Origin of the sequence: Vallitalea longa, assembly GCF_027923465.1 — a bacterium.
In the GTDB taxonomy this organism is placed as follows: Bacteria; Bacillota; Clostridia; order Lachnospirales; family Vallitaleaceae; genus Vallitalea; species Vallitalea longa.
In genome coordinates, this window is sequence record NZ_BRLB01000003.1 from 220210 (window position 1) to 237331 (window position 17122).

Below are 17122 nucleotides of genomic sequence, written 5' to 3' on the forward strand. Positions count from 1 at the left end.
GTCTATAATACATTTTTTATGGTGGATAGATTGATTGATATATTATTAGGAAATGTATTATTAGGCAGTCCCTTATTATGATACTGGCAATATGTTCATTAAACATTTTGATTAATGAATAGTATATGAAATTAACTATGCACTATGATGAGGAGGAGATTCATGGAATATAATTATTTACTTGAAATGAATAATATTAACAAAAGTTATTCTGGGAATCAGGTTCTAAAGGATATAGAATTAAAAGTCAAACCAGGAGAAATTCACTGCTTAGTTGGTGAAAACGGTGCGGGGAAGTCAACCTTAATGAACATACTGTTTGGTATGGGAGTTATCCATAATACAGGAGGTTTTGAAGGAGAAGTTTATTTCGAAGGAGAAAAGGTTAATGTAAAATCCCCCAAAGAAGCAATGAAGTTAGGAATTGGTATGGTGCATCAAGAGTTTATGTTAATACCTGATTTCACTATTAGTGAAAATATAAAATTGAATAGAGAGATATTAAAGAATAATTTGGTCAGCAGAGTCTTAGGTGAAAAATTGAAAACTGTTGATTTTGATTCAATGAATAGAGATGCCAGAAAAGCATTAGACAAGTTGGAAATGAATATTGATGAATGGACAAAAGTAGCAGGATTACCTATAGGATATATGCAGTTTATAGAAATTGCCAGAGAGATAGATAAATTAAATGTTAAATTACTGGTTTTTGATGAACCTACAGCTGTTTTGGCTGAAAGTGAAGCTAATAATCTTTTGAGAGCAATGAGGAGAATTGCTGATACAGGTATCGCTATTTTATTTATTACACATAGACTTGATGAAGTAATAGAAATCGCTGATAATGTCACTATTTTACGTGATGGGGTAAGGGTATGTAATAAAAGAGCAGAAGAAACTGATGTAGTAGAATTAGCAGAACTGATGGTAGGGAGAAAAATCAATATACAGAATAAAGAAGAAATACAAGATGGGGCAAAAGAAGTTATTCTAGATATAAAAGATCTGTATGTCGATATGCCTGGTGAACAAGTAAAAGGTATTGATCTTCAAGTACATAAAGGTGAGATATTAGGAATAGGTGGACTTGCAGGTCAAGGTAAAATAGGTATCGCTAACGGAATAATGGGGTTATATCCATCAATAGGTAAAATTATATATAAAGGTAAAGAATTACTATTGAATGATACCAAAAGCGTATTGGAAAAAGATTTTGCATTTGTATCAGAAAATAGAAAAGATGTAGGTCTAATATTAGATGAATCTATAGAATTCAATACTATTTTTACTGCGTTAAATATAAGAGATGAATTTTTACTTGATCTTATACTATTTAAATTAAGAAATAGTATTAAAATAAAGAAATATACAATGCAAAAAATTAAAGAATTGGATATTAGGTGTACAAGTAGTAGACAGCATGTGGGAAGGTTAAGCGGTGGTAATCAGCAAAAAGTATGTATTGCTAGAGCTCTTGCGCAAGAACCTGATGTATTATTTGTCTCAGAACCCACAAGAGGTATTGATATAGGGGCTAAGAAATTAATATTGGATTTATTGTTAAGGTTAAATAAAGAGTTGGGAATGACAATCATAATGACTTCGTCTGAATTATCAGAAATTAGAAGTGTAGCTGATAGGATAGCAATTATTAGTAAGGGAAAATTAGCAGGAATTCTCAAACCTTCAGATTCTAATAAGAAATTCGGATTATTAATGTCTGGAATTGAGCTTAGAATTGCAGAAGGGGAGGTGGAGTAATGAAGGTATATATTGATAAAATTGGAATACCAAGATTAATCATAGCAATTTTATTTATTGTTGTTTTAGTAACAGCTAATTTTCAGGGCCTACCCATGAATATGTTACTTTCTGATGTAGTAAAGAGATTTGGTATGTATGGAATACTAGTTTTGGCTATGGTTCCATCAATTCAATCCGGAGTTGGTCCTAATTTTGCTTTACCTATTGGAATACTCTGCGGTCTAGTGGGAGCGGTTATAAGTATTGAATATGGATTTGTTGGATTCCCTGGTTTATTTATGGCTATGGTTTTTTCTTTACCCCTAGCACTATTAATAGGATATCTATATGGAAAATTGCTTAATGCAGTAAAAGGTTCTGAAATGACAATAGCAACATATACAGGATTTTCTATGGTGCAATTTATGTGTATAGCGTGGATAGTTTTACCTTTCAGAAGTACCAAAATGGTTTGGCCCATTGGGAAAGGATTAAGGAATGTTTTTACCATTGAAAAGACTTTTGGTAATGTATTAAATAACCTTTGGCACTTTGATATCTATGGTGTACATATTCCTACAGGGTTGATCTTACTATTTCTATTTACCTGTTTTTTAGTATTTTTATATACTAAAAGTAAAACGGGTACAGTTATTCTTGCTGCTGGTATGAATCCAGAATTCGCAAAGGCGTCGGGAGTGAATATTAATAGAGGAAGAATTATCGCCAATATGGTATCTACAGTTCTTGGTGCCATAGGTATAATTGTATATTCTTCCAGCTATGGATTTGTACAATTATATGGAGCACCATTATATATGGCATTTCCTGCTGTAGCAGCTATATTGATTGGAGGAGCTACTGCAAAAAGAGCTAAGATTTCTCATGTTATTATTGGAGTATTGTTGTTCCAGGGATTATTAGCAAGTTCAATGCCTGTGGCTAATGAACTTTTCCCAGAAGGTAATATTTCAGAAATGGCTAGAATGGTAATACAGAACGGGATAATCTTATATGCGTTAACTAAAGTGAAAGGAGGTAAATATGTTGACTAAATTCCTAAAAAAAGAATCTGTTAAGCAATTCGCGATTAGTAATATCGTATCTATCATTTTTATTGCACTTTCACTTATTGGTATGTTGTTATCAGAGCTTGGTTCAGTATATATTTTTAACGAACTGATAAACAGAATATCAAGAAATTCATTTTTGGTGTTATCATTATTAATACCTATTCTTGCAGGACTTGGTCTTAACTTCGGATTGGTTATTGGTGCTATGGCAGGTCAATTATCTATTATAGCTGTTACTTATTGGCAAGTAGATGGAATATTAGGATTCCTTTTATGTATAGTGTTGGCATTACCTATTGGTATTTTATTCGGATATCTGACTGGAAGATTGTTCAATGCAACAAAAGGACAAGAAATGATTGCTGGGCTTATAGTAAGCTTTTTTGCAAATGGATTGTATCAGTTTTTACTTCTTGTTATGGTAGGTACCGTTATCCCTATGAAGGATAGTATTATGATTAAGCCAGATGGGATAGGACTTAGGAATACTATAGCACTGAATGGAGTTAATGGTGATGGAGGCATTAAATATGCATTGGATGGTATCTTTAGATTGAATCTATTTTACTTCATTATCATTTTAGCTATATTATTGTTAATTTATTCTATATATCAGATAATGAATCTAAACAGAAATATAAAGCTAAAAAAACCAAGGGAAACTTATATAGGTTATACGGCAGTAAGTTTAGGTTTGATTGTTATCAGTGTAGTAACATTAGTGAGTGACAGTATGTTTAAAAATCTAAAAATACCTCTTGTAACATGGATTGTTATAGCTCTACTTTGCTTATTTAATAGACTCATCATGAAAACTAAGCTAGGGCAGAATTTTAGGACAGTAGGTCATAGTCAGCATATTGCCAAAGTTGCTGGTATTAATGTGAATAGAACAAGAATACAAGCGGTAATAATTTCAACTGTACTTGCTGCATGGGGGCAGATAATATTCTTACAGAACATAGGTACAATGAATACATATGGTAGTCATATGCAGGTGGCAATGTTCTCTATAGCTGCAATTCTAATAGGTGGAGCTTCCGTTAGCAATGCCAAGATTAGTCATGCGATTACAGGTGTCATATTGTTCCACATGATATTCATTGTATCACCTACAGCAGGTAAAGCAATATTTGGTGATGCGCAGATTGGAGAATTTTTCAGAGCATTTGTAGTATATGGTGTTATAGGTATATCACTTGCATTGCATGCTTGGAAAAAATATAAGTTGAGTAAGATGTGAAAATAAGACAAAAATAAATTGGAGAATTTTGATTTAATACTTTAATGATTGATATGATAAGACGGCTATGGTTTATAAGTATAGCCGTCTTAATTTTGGGTATTATAATCACATTTTTCGTCAGTATAATCAATGACTATTTTTTTGCATTCTCTGCAAAGATATGCAATAACTGCACAGCCTTTAATCATGGTTGATTCTGATAATACAATTGATTCTTTACGTCCATGAGCACTTCCGAAAAGATGTTTTTTCTTATCCCAAGATATTTCGTATGGACTTTGAATAACGCCTTGCTCCATTTCTTTACCACAATATGGACATTTCATAATTAAAATCATTCCTTATACTATATAAATTTTTATGTAGAATATATTTTATATTATAACAAATATTGGAGTGTAAATATATATTAAATTATAATAAACTACAATTAATCAATAGCTTAAAAACTAGATATAAAATCAATCAAAAGTAAAATGGTGACATGAAAAGAGCTGTCTTACTATAGTTCCTTACTCTAATGTAAGAAAATTATAAGACAGCTCTCATTTTAAAATCTATCTGATGTATAAAAATTAATACTCCCTGTTTCAAATTTTTTTAAAAAATATTTCTTTATGAAATTCACATAAATGGTTCTAGTTAATGGAAAGAGTAAGCTGAATCCGAATAGGTCTGTAATAATTCCTGGAGTAACCAATAATATTCCACCTATTAGAACACATAAACCATGCATTAATTCATTTCCAGGCATATGTCCGTTATTGCTCTCATATTGAATGTTTTTGATAACCGCTCTACCTTGATGTTTGGCAAAGTATGCACCGATTATACCAGTAATGACGATAATTAGTAATGTAATACCAGCAGATGTTACATTAGCTAGTTTCAGTAGTATATACAATTCAACGAATGGTACAATAGTAAATAGTAATAACAATTTTCCAAAAGTTAATTTCATTATGCACCCCTCTTTTCTTTAATAAGTATATCCTAAAATAATGAACATAATATGAATAAATATTGAATCCTTTATTAATTAAGGTAATATAATCAATTTCCTATATTCAGAAGGTGTAACTGATAATTTTTTTTTAAAAGATTTAGTAAAATAAAATTGATTACAAAAACCAAGTTTATCAGAAATCTCTTTAATGCTCAATTCTGTTCCCTTAAGTAAACTGCATGCTTCATCTAATCTTAATTTCAATATATACTGTCTAGGTGTTATATTGAAATTTTTTTTGAATAATCGTAAAAAATATGTAGGATTAAGATATACTTGTTCTGCAATCTCTTCAAGACTTATTGATTCGGTATAATTATTGTTGATAAAATCTATTGTGGGTTTTAATTTTTCATATTCACCAAATGAGATTTTACTTATTTTCTTTTTTTGATTTTCTATCATATCAGAGATCAATAATAGAATACAAGATGTTACATACATGGAAGTTGCAAGTGGAGCAGTTTTGATTATATTGTTTTTAACGTTATCATCATTATTAAATAAACTCAAAATATGTGTGAAATTAATATTATCAAGTAATTGATTATTATGTTTCCAGTTATATACAGGAGATATACAATCTAATATTTTATTAAAAAAAAGAGAATATGGTTGGAAGTGAATCCAATAAACGTCCATATGAGAATAACATATTTGTTCTTGTAATTTATATCCATTAATGAAATAGACATTATTTTCTTTTAATTCATATTGTTGATCATTTATGATAAGTTTAGCTTCGCCTTCTGTGGTAAAATAGATTTTATAACAATTATCATTTGTTACTTGCGAGCTCCAATCTGGCAGACAATTATTAAAACCTCCATTAAGTAATTTTATATTAAAATTATCCAATAATCTCAGCCCCTTAAGTAAAAGTAAATAATATATATATTTATGTCAATTTTATTAATACACATATGATGGTATATAAGATACTATTAGTATAGATAATAAATTAATTGATGTCAATATTATATATATTAATTAGGAGGAGATTTTATGTTACATGATCCAAGTCATCATACTATGCCACCTGTTGCAAAAGAAATTATATTAAACAAGAAAGATATTGAGATATTAAGAAGATTAGGTGCAAAGATTGCTGAAATAGCTTCTTTACCTATACATAAGGAGAAAGCAGATTTATGGACTAAATTGAATGATTTAAATTCTTCAAAACCTATGGTATGGATTAATGAGATACCTTGGCATGAAATGAATGTTAATGATGAATTAACATTACTATGTGAACATGAATGGGCAAGGGATCTTGAAGATACTCTTAGAAAAACTATTTATAAGTGGAATCATATGCCAGGAGATATGATTGTTAATCCATATATTGAATGTCCATTAGTCATTCACAGTACTGATTTCGGAATTAAAGAAGAAACAGATGTGGTTAAGACAGATGAAGACAGTGAAATATATTCAAGGCACTTCAAGATACAGATAAAAGAGCCTGCTGACATTGAAAAAATCAAATTGCCTAAGATAACACATAATGAAAAAGCTACTGAATACGCTTATCAAGCTATGTGTAATATATTTGAAGGTATAATCCCTGTCAAGAAAGTAGGACAGACTCATATATGGTTTACCCCTTGGGATTATCTAATTAGATGGTGGGGTGTGCAAGAAGCCATGATGGATCTGGTTATGAGACCTAATATGGTTCATGATGCAGTTGATAAGATGGTAGATGCATGGATGATTGAATTAGATCAATTTATAGAACAGAATCTGTTATCGCTTGATTGTAATAATACTAGAATAGGTTCAGGGGGGTATGGTTACATAAGCGATTTGCCAGGCAAGAATTATGACCCTGATTATATTAAGCCTCATAATATGTGGGGATGTTCTAATGCACAGATTTTTAGTGAAGTATCTCCTTCTATGCATTGGGAATTTGCTATAGAACATGATATGAGATGGTTAAAAAGATGGGGACACACTTATTATGGATGTTGTGAACCTCTTGATAGAAAAATGGACATATTAAGGAAAATTCCTAATCTAAGGAAAATATCTGTAAGTCCATGGTGCAACATAGAAAGAATCATTAATAACGTTCAAAGGGATTATGTTATGAGCAGAAAAGTTAATCCAGCTATATTTGTAGACAATAATTGGTCTGAAAAACAAGCTGAGAAGGAAATTAGAGAATTCATGGATATGACAGAAAGAAAATGTCATGTGGAATTGATAATGAAAGATATATCTACGGTCAACTATCATCCTGAAAGATTATGGAAATGGGAAAAAATTGCTATGAAGCTTGCAGAAGAATATTGTAACTAGAGCATTTGGTTGTTAGTAAAAGATAAAGTAAAGTTTTGTTATACCTATTGAAATGAATTATATTTTATAGGTATAACAATTTCAATTGGCTATTCAATTATCAATGGTAGATCAATATATACTTTTGTACCCACTGAAATGGTGCTTTCATATCTAAGACCATATTTGCTACCAAAATACAGTTTGATCCTTTCATTGACATTATGTACACCTATACCTGAACTAAGATGATTGTCATTAGTATATGATTTAGATAAAATTCTATCACATGTTTCATTATCCATACCTATACCGTCATCAGTAATAGTTATTAATAACTCGTTATTGATTATAGAACAATCAATATCAATATAGCCTTTTCCTCTTTTGTTTTTTATGCCATGATAAATAGAATTTTCTACTATAGGTTGTAAGATTAGTTTTATAGTTTTATAATTAAATAATTCTGGTTCTATAGAGATTGAATAATCAAATTTATCTACATATCTCATACTTTGAATGAATAAATAATTTTTTACATGTTCTATTTCTGAGGATAGAGATATGATATCTTTACCTTTGCTAAGACTTATACGAAAGAGTTTCGATAATGATTCAGTCATAGGTACAATATTTTCATTTTTACTTTCAGCCATCCAGATTATGGAATCTAAAGTATTATAGAGAAAATGAGGGTTAATCTGAGCTTGTAAAGTTTTTAATTCTAGTTTCCGTTTTTGTTCTTGATCGGATATTACTTGTTTCATCAATTTTTCGATTTGAGACAACATGCTGTTAAAACTAGATGACAATATACCTATTTCATCATTAGATTTAATATTTGATCGTATAGTTAAGTTACCTGCTGTAGCTTCAACCATACATTTTCGTAGACGCAATATAGGTCTGGTAATTGTAGTTGATAATATATAGGTAATTATAAGGGCTAATATTAGTGATAATATCCCCATGGAGACTATAATGTTTTTTATATGTTTAGCATCTTCTGTTATAGATTTATAAGGTGTTGCGGCAATTACATGCCAATTAGAGTTGTTCAAATGCTTTGATACGATTTGATATTTTTCGTTGTCAATTGTGTCAGTGAAAATATTCATTTTATCATCTATCAGCTTAGGCATTAATCTAGTGACATCATTTTGTAGAGAAAATGTTTCATTAGTGTGTGTAGCATTCTGTTCAGGTTGATATATTATTTCTCCTTTATCATTAACGATAAATACAAAACCATTTTTATACAAGACATCTGACTCGCAGAATTTATTTAGCTCTGATAGATTGACGGTTATATGGATTACACCTGTTTTTTTTAGTCCATCATATCTTTGAATTGTTCTGTTAACAGAAAATACTTGTGTTTCTGGGTTAGCGAGATATTCTTGTTTATGAGGACCGTAGATTTTTGGAGTAGTACCTGAATCTAAAATGTTTTTATACCAAATTTGATTTTTATAATTATAACTAGTATCAAGTTCTAAATGAGAGCTTTTAAAAACTGACAACTTATCGTTGTCGAAAATCAAAATAGAATCTATATCGCTTCTGGATGTCAATATATTGGATAAAAATTCTAATGTACGTTGAAAACTATCTGAAGAGTCAATAGTATAATAGGAGTCATGTTTATTTAGATATTTTTGAACATGTTGATTGTAGGCAATGATATTGGTTATATATTTTAACTGACTAATATATTCGTCTAAATTTACAACAAGAGATGAAGTCACTTTTTTTGAATAGTTTATATTATTATTTAGTAGTTTATAGTTATATTTGGTGAGAGCAAAAAATAAAGTTGAGCTAGTCAATAAAATTATTACTAGAGAAAAAGAGAAAAGTATTTTAGTACGTATACTAATGTATTTTAATCTACTTTCAATTCCATCTTTATGTAACATCAGAATTCCTCCATCGATTTTCTGTAGTCAGTAGGTGATTTCCCAGTATATTTCCTAAAGGATATACTGAAATAATGGGGATTAGAAAATCCTACAAGATGAGCTATTTCATATGTTTTGAAATTTGTCGTATTCAATAATTCAATAGCTTTATCCATCCGTTTGTTAATTAAGTATGTTTTGAAATTGATTCCAGTTTCCTTTTTAAAAAGGGAACTTAGATAAACAGCACTTACTGAAGCATATTCAGCAGCAGAATTAAGTGAAAGTTCTTCATGTTTATAGTTATTATTTATGTAGTTTTTTACTTTTGCGATTATATTATAATTACTATTGTTTCTGGTCAAAGCTAATTTTTCTGATGCTTCAATACAGAATGACTGTACATCTGTAATGATTTCATCTATAGTATCAGATTTTTCAATAGAATCATATAAAGATACACCTTCTGCCCAGGTTGTACAGGAAATGTCATTGGTTTTGACTAATACTTTCAATATACTGGTTATGATTTCGATGAATATCAGTTTGATGTTAACCCAAGATAGAGTATCCTTTCTTTTTAATATGTTAGTTATGCTTAGCAGGGTAGTTTTAATATTATTTATGTCACCAGCTTTAATAGCTTCTAATAAATACCCACTAGAATCGAAGGGATAAAAAAATTCCTGTTGAATATAATCGAGGTCATATATATCATATATATTATTTTTACCAATAGTATATTTACATTCAAGTGCTGATAGAGCTTCTGTATATGATGAATATAATTTATAGATCGTGTCAACTGTGATTCCTATTGAAGAGGTTAATGGTATGTTAAGATGATAGTTGACATTATTCTTGATTACTTGAAGTGTAAGGGATATTATATTTCGGTTTTCTGAAGAACTTATATATGGATTACTGTTGAAAACGATAATTATTCTATTATTGTTATCAGAGAAAACGTAGTAATTTTTCCCTATAGTATCATAAATTATATTTTTTACAGCAAAACAATATATCTCTGAATCTTTAGGAGGTATATTGTTCAGATCTGGTTCTACAACACATATGGTATAGGGGGCCAATTTAAATTCTATCTTCAACGAATTGAGTCTATCAATTATTCTATCATTATTCCCTGGCGTACATATCAACATATTTAAAAGCCTTTCTCTTAATAAAGGAATACTTTGATGTAGTTGGGTTTTCATTTGAGATAGATAATTGCGATTATTATTTTCAAGATTGATTTCCTTGCATAGCTTAGATATTTTATTATATAAAGTTTTAGCGCCTATGGGTTTCAATATATAATCTTTGACTCCAAGAGCTATAGCATCTTGAGCCAACTCAAATTCATCATATCCACTTAAAATGACTATATAAGAATTAGGAAGATATTTATTCAACTGTTTAGTTAATTCCAGACCATCCATAAATGGCATTTTAATATCTGTTAATACAAGATTAGGTTTTTTATCTAAAGCTATCTCAAGTGCTTGTTCACCGTCTTCTGCTTCATAGACTTCAGAAAAACCTAGGGAATTCCAATCAATTATAGAACTGATAGAAGAACGTATTAACTTTTCATCATCCACAATTAATAGTTTATACATATTATGAACCACCTTATTGCCTTAATTTAAAAACTAAAAAAAGCTTATCATTATAATGTCAAAAAATCAACATTATTACAGGGATTGTTAAGAAATGGACCAAAACATGTTAAGAAATTGAATTAACTTATTATTGTAAGCAAATTATAATATATCTATCGCAAGTGATGTGCTAATATTAACAATAATAATGCTTAAGGAGGAGTATACTTGAAAAAATTATTAGCACTTGTTATAGCTTTTTTTCTATTGTCAGGTATGTTTGTTAGCTGTAAATATAAAAGGAATGATTATGATACATATAAGAAAACAGATAGTATTTCGGTTAACGATCAATTAGCATATCAAAATAATATAGATGTACAAGCTGATATTTCCAAATTAAAGTCCTATGATGGGCAGTTACTCATTTATCCAACTCAAAATAAAAATATACCTAATAGACCTGCTGATCCTGATTTGCTTCCAATATCCGATCCTATGCATTGGTACGATATTCAATTTCCAGGTTGGGTAGTGGATAAAATCAATATTCCTTTATCTGATGGAGATGGACCAAAGGGTAAAAAAGTCTATGTTATCATAACCAGTGAACATCCCTATTGGACAGCAGTAGGCATTGGAGCAAAAAAAGTAGCGGATGCCTATGGAATAGATTTCAAGATGTTAAATCCCAATGGAGATTTAGTAAAACAGAATGAGCTGATTGAGGATGCGATAAATGATAATGCTGACATGATAATATTAGCTACTATTGATACAAGAAAAGCAGTAACTCAAGCAAAAAAAATCAATGAAGCAGGAATACCACTTATATTCTTTAATACTCTTCCAGAGTCAGAAGCTTTGAAATATTGTCTTGCTTGGACTGGACCTGATGATTGGGAAAATTTCAAAATGCTTGCTAGGACTTTGGCAGATGAATTAGATAGTATTGGGGGTGTTTGTTATCTTAGACATGCACCAAAAGGAGGATCTCCATATTATGCCAGAAATTGGGCACCTATTACAGAATTGGCCGATTATTCTCCTATGATTAAGTCTCTAGATAGTAAAGACGCTGAATTCAATTATGACAAGACTAAGAAAATAGTTATTGATTGGATTAATGATTATGGAGATGAATTAAAAGGTATTGTATGTAGTGATGATTCAATTCAAGCCATTGGAGCTATAAATGCTTGTAAGGAAATGAATAGACCAGACATAGTAATAGTAGCATCAGGTAATGGTAAAAACGGAATGGATGCAGTTAAAAAAGGAGATATGTTTGCTATAACATATCAGTCAGCAGAGGCAGATGGAGCACTTCCATTAAAAGTTGCAGCTGATTGGTTTAGTGGAAAAGAGATTGATAATATATATTATCTATCAAGTAATATCATAACTAAAAAGAATGTAGATAAATATATGCCAGCTCAATGGTGAGGAGGGATAGGTATGACTTCAAAAGAAAGAGGAATCGCTCCAATGAAGAACAAGAGACTGGACAGGTTTCCCATGTGGTATGGAGGTGATCCAAGAACCACTCAGAATATAGTTACTGCTCTAGGTGTAAACAATGCTGATGAAGCTCTATATGACGTGTTAGGTATAGATTATAAGACATTTAGACCAAATTATATTGGAGAACCTTTTCAAGTTTATGAAGATGGAAGTGTCGATACTGATTGGGGGATACGAAGAGCAGGGCTTCATTATGGGCAAGCAATTACTCATCCTCTTGCAAAGGCTGATTCAGTTAAGGATATTATTAATTACTCTTTTCCTAATATAGATGATTATGATTGTAAAATTTCTAAAGAACAGCTCTTAGAGGCAGAAGGTTATTCCATAATTGGAGGGACCTGGTCTCCATTTTTCCATGATTCAACCGAATTAATTGGCATGGAAGAATTCTTTATAAAAATGTATACTCATGAAAAAGTCATAGATGCTCTTGTTGAAAAATGTTTTAATTTCTATTATGAGTTAACAGAACGATGTTTTAAGGAAAATCCTGGGATCATTGATATGTTTTTCATGGGGAATGATTTCGGGACACAACGTTCGTTATTGTTATCTCCAGAAATGTGGAGAAAATATTTTAAGAACAGGATTAGAAAGATAGTAGATTTAGCACATAGCTATGGTGCTGTAACCGCAGTTCATTCATGTGGTGCAATTAGAAAACTAATTCCTGATTTGATAGATATAGGTTTTGACGCAATCAACCCAATACAGGTAAATGCTGAAAATATGAATCCTAAGGAATTAATCAATGAATTCGGTGATGATGTAACATTTTTTGGAGGTATTGATGAAAATGATATTTTATTAAATAAGTCAGAAAAATGCGTTAGAGAAGAAACAAAACGAATAATTGATATATTGGGTAGTAAAGGAAAATACATAGTTGCAGCATCTCATGATTATCTTTTACCAGAAGTTCCAGCAAGAAATATTATTGCAATGTTTGAAGAAGCAAAGAAATATGGTTTAGGTGATTTCAAGGAAAATAGAAAGTAGAACTTTCATATTTAATTAAAGAGATAGAAAGTGGGGATATATTTTGGCAGACAAAGTGGCACTTGAAGTAAAAAACGTTAGTAAGAGATTTCCTGGAACTCTTGCTGTTGATAACGTAAGCGTCAAATTTAATAGAGGTGAAGTTCATGCTCTTATGGGAGAAAATGGGGCAGGAAAATCCACTCTAATGAAGATGATAGCAGGTTCCTACAATGATTACACAGGAGATATATTGATAAATGGAGAAAAGAAATTGCTATACTCGCCTTCGATATCTAAGAAAAACGGTATAGGTATGATATATCAGGAACTTAGTTTAGCACGTCCTATAAGCATAGCAGAAAATATTTTAGTAGGTAGACTTCCAGTAAAATACAAAATAATAACAGATAAAGCCAAGATGATAGAGGAAGCAAAAGAATGTCTTGAAACAGTAAGGTTAGAACATCTAGATCCAGAAAAGAATATTTCGGAAATTAGTCAGCATCAAGCTCAACTAGTTGAGATAGCAAAAGTTATGGGGAACAAACCGAGTATTCTAGTATTTGATGAACCAACATCTGCATTATCAAGAGAAGAAGTAGAAATGTTGTTTGATATAATCAATGATTTGAAAAGGAAGGGTATGGCTATTATTTATATATCCCATCATATAAGTGAAATATATAGAATTGCTGATAAAGTTACTGTAATGAGAGATGGGAAGAAAATAGAAACACGAAATATAACAGACGTCAAATCTGAAGAACTTGTTCAAATGATGGTTGGGAAAACAATAGATAAATTCTACAGTAAAAGAAAAGGGAAAATTGGAAAAACATATTTAGAAGTGAAAGATTTAACCAGATATGGATTCGTTCATAATATATCATTCAAAGCAAAGAAAGGCGAGATATTAGGATTTATGGGGCTTTCTGGAGCGGGACGTACTGAACTTGCAAGATGTATAGTTGGTATTGATCCTATAGATAAAGGAACAGTCATGAAAGATGGGGTAGATGTAACTCCTAAGAATTATGATGATGGTATTAGTAAAGGATTTGCTTACTTGTCTGAAGATAGGAAATCACAAGGATTATTCTTGAGGTTAACTAATGAAGAAAATATTCTGTCAGCACTAATTCCTATGTGTTCAAGCAAGGGTATATATAAAAAAAGAAATGCCGGTGATGTAGTTACGGAGCAAATAGAAAAATTGAAAATCAGTCCTCCGAATCCACATGTAGGAGTAGGAAGCCTGTCGGGTGGTAATCAACAAAAAGTTTTATTGGGAAAATGGCTTGCAACTAAACCAGATATCCTAATATTGGATGAACCAACAAGAGGCGTTGATGTTGGTGCAAAACAAGTAATACATGATGTAGTTACTGAGTTAGCCAATAAGGGAACAACAGTATTGTTGATGACCTCTGATCTACCTGAATTAGTTGGATTATCCGATAGAGTTTGCGTAATTAGAGGAGGCCATATAATTGGAGAAATAAGTAAAGAAAAGCTTACGGAAGAATCAGCCTTATTAGCGGCTAATGGGGAAGGAAGTGTATTTGATGCCTGCTAAAGATAATACAGCATTAAGTGGATCAAGATTTAGCAATGTAGATAATAAAAGTGGAATCAGCAAATTATTTGATAAAGCAGGAGTATATGTTATTGCACTTTGTTTAGTTATTCTGGGAATTATTGTTTCGCCTACGAAATTTTTGACACCAGATAATTTATTAAACATATTGAGAGCAGTCGGAATGTTAGGTATAACAGCTTGTGGGTTATCCTTTGTAATTTATAGTTCACAAATGGCGGATATGAGTGTTCCTTCTGCAATGGCTTTTTCAGGAATAATAACCGTACAATTTTTACATCTTGGATTTGTTCCTGCAATAATTCTTGGAATCATATTCGGTATGTTGATTGGTCTTGTTAATGGGATTGTTGTAGGTTATTTTAGAGCAAATGCTATTCTGTGGACTCTAGCTATGCAGTTCGGTATGGAAGGAATTATGAGATATGTATGGTCTGGTAATCAATTATATCCGGATCTAGAGCCTGGTACATCAGGAGCAGCTTTCGTTAATATTTTCAGATTAGAAGTATTCGGTATTCCATTTTTGATTATCGTAATGATAGTTCTATACATAATAGCAGATATTATTATGAAGAAAACAAAATTCGGTAATCAGTTGAAATTGGTGGGTTCTGCTATTGATGCTGCAAAATGTACAGGTATCAACGTCAGAAAAACAGTATTATATGCATTCTTAATCAGTTCTTTTACTGCTTCAATAGCAGGAATATTCATTACTTCCATGAATAAACTTGGTGTCTATTATCTTGGAGAAGGTTATGACTTCAAGAGTGTTACAGCTATTGTAATTGGAGGTATGGCATTATCAGGAGGTAGAGGTAACATTTGGGGTGTACTTGGAGGAGTCTTGGTAATGGGATTGTTAAATAACATATTAACTTTTATAGGTATACCTACAGCGGTACAGAATGTCTTTATAGGATTGGTATTCATAGCAGTTGTTGCTTTGCACACATATAAATTGAGAAAGGTGGGAAAAGACTATGCGTAAGAAAAGTAATATTATCTCACTTATTGATCAAAATAGAGCAATGCTATTAGTGATTTTATTAACTATTTTCTCATGTATTTTTGCGCCGAATTTTGCTAACAGGATGAATTTTTCAACTATACTCATCTCAGCATGTATGTTAGCTATTATATCGGTAGGATTTACTATTGTATTTATTTTAGCTCAGATTGATTTATCAATCGGTGCTACTGCTCAATTCTGTGGAATGCTATGTGTTGGGTTACAGCCTAATCTAGGTTGGGGGTTAAGTTTAATTGTAGCTGTTGCAGCAGGAGCTTTAATCGGATTATTTAACGGAATAGTTGTAGTGAAATTCAGGATTCACTCTTTCATTGCAACAATAGGTACAATGACGATTATTAGAGGTATCTTACATCTATATAGTGATGGAGGAACAAAAAGTATCGATGATTATTCATTAGGTGAATTCTTAGAAACAGGTCAATTCCCAATATGGTTTATTATAATAGTTATCGCTGCAATAGTAGCATTCGTAGTATTAAGTAAACCAGATATAAAAACAATAAATGGAATAGCTACTTTAGTTGTTCCTACAGTATTTATAGTGCTGTGGTTAACAACTAAATTATTCTCTCCTATAGTTATCATTACGTTCATTATCATCTCAGTAGGAATATTTATTGTTGATCATACAAGATTCGGTAAAGGTTTTTATGTAGTAGGAGGTAATGCTGAAACAGCGTGGTTAGCAGGTATTAATAAAGATCTGTACATTATACTTGGTTTCGTGATATGTGGAATAACTGCTTCACTAGCTGGCTCTATATTTGCAATGAGATTAAGTTCAATGACTGCTAGATTCATATTCGCACAGAAAGCTCTAATGACAGCTCTTGCAGCTGTAATTATTGGGGGTACACAACTAACTGGTGGAAAAGGAAGTATTCTAAAAAGTTATTTCGGAGTGTTGATGTTCCAAATATTATTCAATATGATTGGTTGTTTCGGACTTGGATTCGAGATTCAAATATTTATTAATGGACTTATTCTTGCAGTGGTAGTTTTCTATGAAGCATATACCAATTATAAACATGATTTGCTAAAAGGACAGAGACCAGAATTATTGAAAGAAGCACAGAGTATGCGTTTGTAGGTAATAAAAATTACATATAAATAGGA

The 17122-nt window shown here is 31.1% G+C and carries 14 protein-coding genes; 9 read left to right on the forward strand and 5 right to left on the reverse strand.

The genetic code is table 11. From position 1 onward, the window contains the following. The first annotated feature begins 162 nt into the window (after window positions 1-162). From QMG30_RS08930 to QMG30_RS08940, 3 genes are read left to right on the forward strand one after another with little or no spacing between them, the layout of a single operon-like run. Window positions 163-1761 carry a sugar ABC transporter ATP-binding protein gene (locus tag QMG30_RS08930; protein WP_281814725.1) on the forward strand — a complete coding sequence of 533 codons (1599 nt, stop codon included), beginning with the start codon at window positions 163-165 and terminating at the stop codon, window positions 1759-1761. Beyond that, window positions 1761-2798, forward strand: coding sequence for an ABC transporter permease (locus QMG30_RS08935; RefSeq protein WP_281814726.1), 1038 nt, complete (start codon window positions 1761-1763; stop codon window positions 2796-2798). Before QMG30_RS08930 ends, QMG30_RS08935 begins: the two co-directional genes overlap by 1 nt. Next, window positions 2788-4059, forward strand: coding sequence for an ABC transporter permease subunit (locus tag QMG30_RS08940; RefSeq protein ID WP_281814727.1), 1272 nt, complete (start codon window positions 2788-2790; stop codon window positions 4057-4059). The genes QMG30_RS08935 and QMG30_RS08940 overlap by 11 nt, the downstream gene beginning before the upstream one ends. A gap of 89 nt (window positions 4060-4148) precedes the next feature. Here QMG30_RS08940 and QMG30_RS08945 read toward each other — a convergent pair whose 3' ends face one another. The 3 genes from QMG30_RS08945 to QMG30_RS08955 form a co-directional block, all read right to left on the reverse strand. Continuing rightward, window positions 4149-4388: a PF20097 family protein gene (locus tag QMG30_RS08945; protein WP_281814729.1), complete on the reverse strand. Its 240-nt coding sequence runs from the start codon at window positions 4386-4388 to the stop codon at window positions 4149-4151. A gap of 224 nt (window positions 4389-4612) precedes the next feature. Further along, complete coding sequence (locus QMG30_RS08950) at window positions 4613-5023, reverse strand: FxsA family protein (RefSeq protein ID WP_281814731.1); 411 nt, start codon at window positions 5021-5023, stop codon at window positions 4613-4615. Between the two features lie 78 nt (window positions 5024-5101). Next, window positions 5102-5926 carry an AraC family transcriptional regulator gene (locus tag QMG30_RS08955; RefSeq protein WP_281814732.1) on the reverse strand — a complete coding sequence of 275 codons (825 nt, stop codon included), beginning with the start codon at window positions 5924-5926 and terminating at the stop codon, window positions 5102-5104. A gap of 147 nt (window positions 5927-6073) precedes the next feature. Between QMG30_RS08955 and QMG30_RS08960 the strand changes: the two genes are divergently transcribed. After that, window positions 6074-7378, forward strand: a complete 1305-nt coding sequence (locus tag QMG30_RS08960) for a hypothetical protein (protein WP_281814733.1) — start codon at window positions 6074-6076, stop codon at window positions 7376-7378. Between the two features lie 89 nt (window positions 7379-7467). Here QMG30_RS08960 and QMG30_RS08965 read toward each other — a convergent pair whose 3' ends face one another. Together QMG30_RS08965 and QMG30_RS08970 are read right to left on the reverse strand one after the other, a co-directional pair. Further along, window positions 7468-9276, reverse strand: coding sequence for a cache domain-containing sensor histidine kinase (locus QMG30_RS08965; RefSeq protein WP_281814734.1), 1809 nt, complete (start codon window positions 9274-9276; stop codon window positions 7468-7470). Then, a complete protein-coding gene (locus tag QMG30_RS08970) occupies window positions 9276-10880 on the reverse strand; it encodes a response regulator transcription factor (protein WP_281814735.1) in 1605 nt (534 codons plus the stop codon). Before QMG30_RS08970 ends, QMG30_RS08965 begins: the two co-directional genes overlap by 1 nt. Window positions 10881-11090: 210 nt before the next feature. Here QMG30_RS08970 and QMG30_RS08975 point away from each other — a divergent pair, with 210 nt between their 5' ends. The 5 genes from QMG30_RS08975 to QMG30_RS08995 are packed head-to-tail and all read left to right on the forward strand — an operon-like array spanning window position 11091 to window position 17096. After that, window positions 11091-12308: a sugar ABC transporter substrate-binding protein gene (locus QMG30_RS08975; protein ID WP_281814736.1), complete on the forward strand. Its 1218-nt coding sequence runs from the start codon at window positions 11091-11093 to the stop codon at window positions 12306-12308. 12 nt (window positions 12309-12320) lie between these two features. Next, on the forward strand, window positions 12321-13388 hold the full coding sequence (locus QMG30_RS08980; protein WP_281814737.1) for a uroporphyrinogen decarboxylase family protein: 1068 nt from the start codon (window positions 12321-12323) through the stop codon (window positions 13386-13388). Between the two features lie 43 nt (window positions 13389-13431). Next, entirely contained in the window at window positions 13432-14946 is a 1515-nt protein-coding gene (locus tag QMG30_RS08985; RefSeq protein WP_281814738.1) for a sugar ABC transporter ATP-binding protein, read from the forward strand. Next, the gene (locus QMG30_RS08990; protein ID WP_281814739.1) at window positions 14936-15961 is read left to right on the forward strand and encodes an ABC transporter permease; all 1026 of its coding nucleotides are present in this window, start codon (window positions 14936-14938) and stop codon (window positions 15959-15961) included. Before QMG30_RS08985 ends, QMG30_RS08990 begins: the two co-directional genes overlap by 11 nt. Then, window positions 15954-17096 carry an ABC transporter permease gene (locus QMG30_RS08995; RefSeq protein WP_281814740.1) on the forward strand — a complete coding sequence of 381 codons (1143 nt, stop codon included), beginning with the start codon at window positions 15954-15956 and terminating at the stop codon, window positions 17094-17096. Before QMG30_RS08990 ends, QMG30_RS08995 begins: the two co-directional genes overlap by 8 nt. Window positions 17097-17122 lie beyond the last annotated feature (26 nt).

What these genes read in the sequence shown, in the direction of transcription:
- QMG30_RS08980 (WP_281814737.1), top strand. Translation starts at nt 12,321, where the DNA reads ATGACTTCAAAAGAAAGAGGAATCGCTCCAATGAAGAACAAGAGACTG.
- QMG30_RS08950 (WP_281814731.1), bottom strand. Translation starts at nt 5,023, where the DNA reads ATGAAATTAACTTTTGGAAAATTGTTATTACTATTTACTATTGTACCA.
- QMG30_RS08995 (WP_281814740.1), top strand. Translation starts at nt 15,954, where the DNA reads ATGCGTAAGAAAAGTAATATTATCTCACTTATTGATCAAAATAGAGCA.
- QMG30_RS08930 (WP_281814725.1), top strand. Translation starts at nt 163, where the DNA reads ATGGAATATAATTATTTACTTGAAATGAATAATATTAACAAAAGTTAT.
- QMG30_RS08960 (WP_281814733.1), top strand. Translation starts at nt 6,074, where the DNA reads ATGTTACATGATCCAAGTCATCATACTATGCCACCTGTTGCAAAAGAA.
- QMG30_RS08945 (WP_281814729.1), bottom strand. Translation starts at nt 4,388, where the DNA reads ATGAAATGTCCATATTGTGGTAAAGAAATGGAGCAAGGCGTTATTCAA.
- QMG30_RS08935 (WP_281814726.1), top strand. Translation starts at nt 1,761, where the DNA reads ATGAAGGTATATATTGATAAAATTGGAATACCAAGATTAATCATAGCA.
- QMG30_RS08965 (WP_281814734.1), bottom strand. Translation starts at nt 9,276, where the DNA reads ATGTTACATAAAGATGGAATTGAAAGTAGATTAAAATACATTAGTATA.
- QMG30_RS08970 (WP_281814735.1), bottom strand. Translation starts at nt 10,880, where the DNA reads ATGTATAAACTATTAATTGTGGATGATGAAAAGTTAATACGTTCTTCT.
- QMG30_RS08990 (WP_281814739.1), top strand. Translation starts at nt 14,936, where the DNA reads ATGCCTGCTAAAGATAATACAGCATTAAGTGGATCAAGATTTAGCAAT.
- QMG30_RS08940 (WP_281814727.1), top strand. Translation starts at nt 2,788, where the DNA reads ATGTTGACTAAATTCCTAAAAAAAGAATCTGTTAAGCAATTCGCGATT.